5 protein-coding genes are annotated in these 4,833 nt (G+C 66.6%); 4 read left to right on the top strand and 1 reads right to left on the bottom strand.

All coding sequences use genetic code 11. The features are described 5' to 3' along the window. Nucleotides 1-180 precede the first annotated feature (180 nt). The 4 genes from ABGB05_RS36750 to ABGB05_RS36765 all read left to right on the top strand — a co-directional run bounded on the left by ABGB05_RS36750 (nt 181) and on the right by ABGB05_RS36765 (nt 3,890). On the top strand, nt 181-801 hold the full coding sequence (locus tag ABGB05_RS36750) for an ATP-dependent Clp protease proteolytic subunit (protein ID WP_331217575.1): 621 nt from the start codon (nt 181-183) through the stop codon (nt 799-801). 11 nt (nt 802-812) lie between these two features. Continuing rightward, nucleotides 813-1,478, top strand: a complete 666-nt coding sequence (locus tag ABGB05_RS36755) for an ATP-dependent Clp protease proteolytic subunit (protein WP_347658647.1) — start codon at nt 813-815, stop codon at nt 1,476-1,478. A gap of 211 nt (nt 1,479-1,689) precedes the next feature. Then, entirely contained in the window at nt 1,690-2,982 is a 1,293-nt protein-coding gene (clpX, locus tag ABGB05_RS36760) for an ATP-dependent Clp protease ATP-binding subunit ClpX (protein ID WP_347658648.1), read from the top strand. A 110-nt stretch (nt 2,983-3,092) separates the two neighbouring features. Continuing rightward, nucleotides 3,093-3,890, top strand: coding sequence for a carbon-nitrogen hydrolase family protein (locus tag ABGB05_RS36765; RefSeq protein ID WP_347658649.1), 798 nt, complete (start codon nt 3,093-3,095; stop codon nt 3,888-3,890). Nucleotides 3,891-3,990: 100 nt separating this feature from the next. Here ABGB05_RS36765 and ABGB05_RS36770 read toward each other — a convergent pair whose 3' ends face one another. After that, nucleotides 3,991-4,212, bottom strand: coding sequence for a hypothetical protein (locus ABGB05_RS36770; protein ID WP_347658650.1), 222 nt, complete (start codon nt 4,210-4,212; stop codon nt 3,991-3,993). Nucleotides 4,213-4,833 lie beyond the last annotated feature (621 nt).

Genomic DNA, 4,833 nt, shown 5'->3' on the forward strand with positions numbered 1-4,833 from the left:
GTCCCTGCCGGCCCGGACCCGACCGCGCCGGGGCCTGCGGGCGTACGCCTGGCGCGGCAACTGCGCTGATAGCGAACAGTGCCCGGACCGGGGCGTTCCGGCCCCGGTCAGCGGTTAGTGTCGGGCCTAAGACGGCACGGAGAGCGAAGGGCTGCCATGACTGGTTCAGACTTCTCAGCTATGCCCATGCGGGTGCTCGAAGCCCGCGGTGGGGACGCGTTCGGTGGCAACCTCGACGACTCGGTCTACAACCGCCTGCTCAAGGAGCGGATCATCTTCCTGGGCAGCGAGGTGACCGACCAGGTCGCCAACCGCATCTGCGCACAGCTGCTACTGCTCGCGGCGGAGGACCCCGACCGCGACATCAACCTGTGGATCAACTCGCCGGGTGGCTCGGTCTACTCCGGCATGGCGATCTACGACACCATGCAGTTCATCGACAACGACGTTTCCACCGTCGCCATGGGCATGGCGGCCTCCATGGGCCAGCTGCTGCTCTGCGCCGGCACCAAGGGCAAGCGGTACGCGCTGCCGCACGCCCGGATCATGATGCACCAGCCCTCGGGTGGCATGGGTGGTACGGCGTCCGACATTGCCATCCAGGCGGAGCAGATGCTCTACACGAAGCGGATGTTCCAGGAGCGGGTGGCTCACCACACCGGCCAGGACCAGGCGCAGATCGAGGCCGACTCGGACCGTGACCGTTGGTTCACCGCGAACGAGGCCAAGGACTACGGCTTCATCGACAAGGTGATCACCGGAGCCGCCCAGGTTCCGGAAGGCGCCGGGACCCTGAACTGAGGAGCTTGACGATGACCGACCCGACCATGCTGTCGTCCGGCTTCCAGCCGGTGCACAACCGGTACGTCCTCCCCTCCTTCGTCGAGCGCACGTCGTACGGCGTCAAGGAGTCGAACCCGTACAACAAGCTCTTCGAGGACCGGATCATCTTCCTCGGCGTGCAGGTGGACGACGCGTCGGCCAACGACGTGATGGCCCAGCTGCTGACGCTGGAGGGGACCGACCCGGACCGCGACATCATCATGTACATCAACTCGCCCGGTGGGTCGTTCACGGCCATGACGGCGATCTACGACACGATGCAGTACGTCCGCCCGGACATCCAGACCGTCTGCCTCGGGCAGGCGGCCAGTGCCGCCGCGGTGCTCCTCGCCGCCGGTACGCCGGGCAAGCGGATGGCGCTGCCGAACTCCCGGATCATCATCCACCAGCCGGCCACCGAGGGCGGCTACGGGCAGGGCTCGGACATCGAGATCCAGGCCCGGGAGATCCTCCGGATGCGGACCCAGTTGGAGGAGATGCTCTCTCGGCACTCCAACCAGCCGATCGAGCGGGTCCGCCGGGACATCGACCGTGACAAGTTCATGACGGCCGAGGAGTCCCGCGAGTACGGGCTGGTTGACACCATCCTGACCAGCCGTAAGAAGGGCCTGCTCGCGGCCAACTCGGCGAGCTGATCAACCCGGGTCAGGGGCCGGCCGGACGTCGCGTACGACGGCCGACCCCTGACACACCCGTTTTGGGGGTCGGAGAAACCTCGCGCAGCGGGTAACGTCGGTTCTGTACCGCCCACCGCCGGTCGGAACCGGCCGGCGAGGAACCGACGGGGCGTACCGTCCGTAGGCCAGGGCCGTTCAGGGCCGGCCGATGAGCGCAGGGAGAACGTAGGTGGCACGGATCGGCGACGGCGGCGACCTACTCAAATGTTCCTTCTGCGGTAAGTCGCAGAAGCAGGTCAAGAAGCTCATCGCGGGGCCCGGGGTTTACATCTGTGACGAGTGCATAGACCTCTGCAACGAGATCATCGAAGAGGAGCTGGCCGAGTCCGGCGAGGTGAAGTGGGAAGAGCTTCCCAAGCCGATGGAGATCTGCCAGTTCCTCGACCAGTACGTCGTGGGACAGGACCAGGCCAAGAAAGCGCTCTCGGTCGCGGTCTACAACCACTACAAGCGGATTCAGGCGGAGTCCGCCGGCGGCCCCGGCTCCGGTGACGCGGTCGAGCTGGCCAAGTCGAACATTCTGCTGATCGGGCCGACCGGGTGCGGCAAGACACACCTCGCACAGACCCTGGCCCGGATGCTCAACGTCCCGTTCGCCATCGCCGACGCGACCGCCCTGACCGAGGCGGGCTACGTCGGTGAGGACGTCGAGAACATCCTGCTGAAGCTGATCCAGGCCGCCGACTACGACATCAAGCGGGCCGAGACCGGGATCATCTACATCGACGAGGTCGACAAGATCGCCCGTAAGTCGGAGAACCCGTCGATCACCCGGGACGTCTCCGGCGAGGGCGTGCAGCAGGCCCTGCTCAAGATCTTGGAAGGCACCGTGGCGAACGTGCCGCCGCAGGGCGGCCGTAAGCACCCGCACCAGGAGTTCATCCAGATCGACACCACCAACGTGCTGTTCATCTGTGGTGGGGCGTTCGCGGGACTGGATCAGATCATCGAGGCCCGGACGGGCCAGGGCGGGCTCGGCTTCGGCGCCCACCTGCGTTCGGTGTCGGAGCGGTCGACCGACGACATCTTCGGCCAGGTGATGCCGGAGGACATGCTCAAGTTCGGCCTGATCCCCGAGTTCATCGGCCGGCTACCGGTGATCACCAACGTCCGGAGTCTGAACCGGGAGGCCCTGGTCCGGATCCTCACCGAGCCACGCAACGCCCTGGTCCGGCAGTACCAACGCCTCTTCGAGCTCGACGGGGTCGAGCTGGAGTTCGAGCCGGCCGCGTTGGAGGCGATCGCCGACCAGGCGATGCTGCGCGGCACCGGCGCCCGCGGGTTGCGGGCCATCCTCGAAGAGGTCCTGCTTTCGGTCATGTACGAGGTGCCCAGCAACCCGAACGCGGCACGGGTCCTGATCACCCGGGGTGTTGTCCTGGAGAACGTCAACCCGACGATCGTGCCGCGTGAGTTCACCGGCCGCCGGGCCCGTCGCGACCGCGAGGAGAAGTCGGCCTGACGGCCCGTACCGTCGTCAAGGCCTCTCCACGGCCCGCCACCGGCTTTCCGGAGGCGGGCCGTGCTTCGTACCGCCTTCCCGGCTTGACGCCGTCACCGTAGGCTCAGCGCATGCGCGTCGCCGTCTGTCAGCTGAACTCCCGCGACGACCGGAAGGCCAACCTGGCCACCGCCGCCGATTTGCTGGGCAGAGCCGCTGCCGCCGGCGCCGACCTGGCGATCCTTCCCGAGTACGTCGACTATCTCGGACCCGGCCGGGGGATGCCGGAGCCGGAGTCGGTGGAGGGCGAGTTCGCCGCCTTCTTCGCCGACCTCGCCCGGCAGCACAACATGTGGGTGCTCGCCGGCTCCTTCCACGAGATCGGGCCGGACCCGTCGCACACGTACAACACCTCGTTGGTCTTCGACCGGTCGGGCAACCTGGCCGCGACGTACCGGAAGATCCACCTGTACGACGTGGAGATCCCCGGCCGCGTCTCGTACCTGGAGTCGCAGACCGTCGCCGCCGGCACCGACCCGGTCGTGGTGGACGTCGACGGCGTACGCGTCGGTCTGTCCATCTGTTACGACCTGCGCTTCCCGGAGCTCTACCGCCAGCTGGCCGTGGCCGGTGGGGCACAGTTGCTGGTGGTGCCGGCCGCGTTCATGCTGCACACCGGTCGGGACCACTGGGAGGTCCTGCTGCGGGCCAGGGCGATCGAGAACCAGTGTTTCGTGGCGGCCGCGGCCCAGATCGGCGACCACGATCCGGGCCGTACGTGTTTCGGGCGCAGCATGGTGATCGACTCCTGGGGTACGGTGCTCGGCCAGGCGCCGGACACGGTCGGCACGGTGGTGGTCGACCTGGATCTCGACCGGTTGCGGAGCATCCGCGCGGAGTTGCCCAGCCTGGCCAACCGCCGTCTCTGAACGCCGGCACCGACCTCGGCGAGGGTTTCCGACGCCTCGGTGGGTGTGTGCCACGGGGCCCGCGGTTCTCCTCCGGCGGCACCGGCAGCCGTGGTGCGGCCTACTGCAGCAGTACGCCGACCACCGCCAGGCCGACGATCACCGAGGCGGTCACCAGGAGTCCGGTGGTCATCCGGGACCGTCCTCTGCGGGCCAGCCGGTGTACCGACGTGACCAGCGCGAGCAGCACGAAGCCACCGATCACCAGTTGCCAGAAGGGCAGGAGGAGAGCGGAGAGGCTGTCCTGGGCAAGGACATCGAACCCGCTCGGTCGCACGGCCATGCCTCACACTCTGGCATGACGACCGGGACAGCCGGGCCTACCGCGGCGGGACGAAGTCGTCGCGGAGGAGGAATTCCTCGTGTACGACGCGGAGAGACGTGTCGATTTGCGCCTGGCGCGCCAGAGGCGTAACTTTCTCTCTGCAAGCGGGACACCGGACGGAAGGCCGGCCGCGAGCACCGGGTCTGGGTAGCGATACCGAACAGGGCCGGGATCGGGTGGTGCACTCGGTCGGCGAGAGTCGACTTGAGATTGCGAGACCAACCGGGTAAAGTATTCGAGGCCGGCAGGAGCCGGGCGGGTGCGCTGAGAAGCGACACCGGCCGGTCTGCGGGACTCCTCCCCGAAAGATCGTCCACCACCTGGTGGTGTACGTTGACGCGGGGAAAACTCGGGCGATGCGGACAAGGTTGAGAAGACCTTGACACTGCGAAGTCGACCGGGTAGCCTGGACAAGTTGCCCCGGAGGCAATCCCACGAAGTGGGAACGCAAACGGTGTGTGTTTGTTCTTTGAGAACTCAACAGGGTGCTTGATAAGCCAGTGCCAAATTGTTTGTTTGGCAGCAAGTGTTTAATTTGTTGCTGGGTTTGATTTTCCAAGTTTTTGTTGGAGAGTTTGA

This window comes from Plantactinospora sp. B5E13, assembly GCF_039871775.1.
GTDB lineage: Bacteria > Actinomycetota > Actinomycetes > Mycobacteriales > Micromonosporaceae > Plantactinospora.

Excerpts from the sequence above, each read along its gene's own strand:
- ABGB05_RS36750 (WP_331217575.1), top strand. The coding sequence starts at position 181 with ATGCCCATGCGGGTGCTCGAAGCCCGCGGTGGGGACGCGTTCGGTGGC.
- ABGB05_RS36755 (WP_347658647.1), top strand. The coding sequence starts at position 813 with ATGACCGACCCGACCATGCTGTCGTCCGGCTTCCAGCCGGTGCACAAC.
- ABGB05_RS36765 (WP_347658649.1), top strand. The coding sequence starts at position 3,093 with ATGCGCGTCGCCGTCTGTCAGCTGAACTCCCGCGACGACCGGAAGGCC.
- ABGB05_RS36770 (WP_347658650.1), bottom strand. The coding sequence starts at position 4,212 with ATGGCCGTGCGACCGAGCGGGTTCGATGTCCTTGCCCAGGACAGCCTC.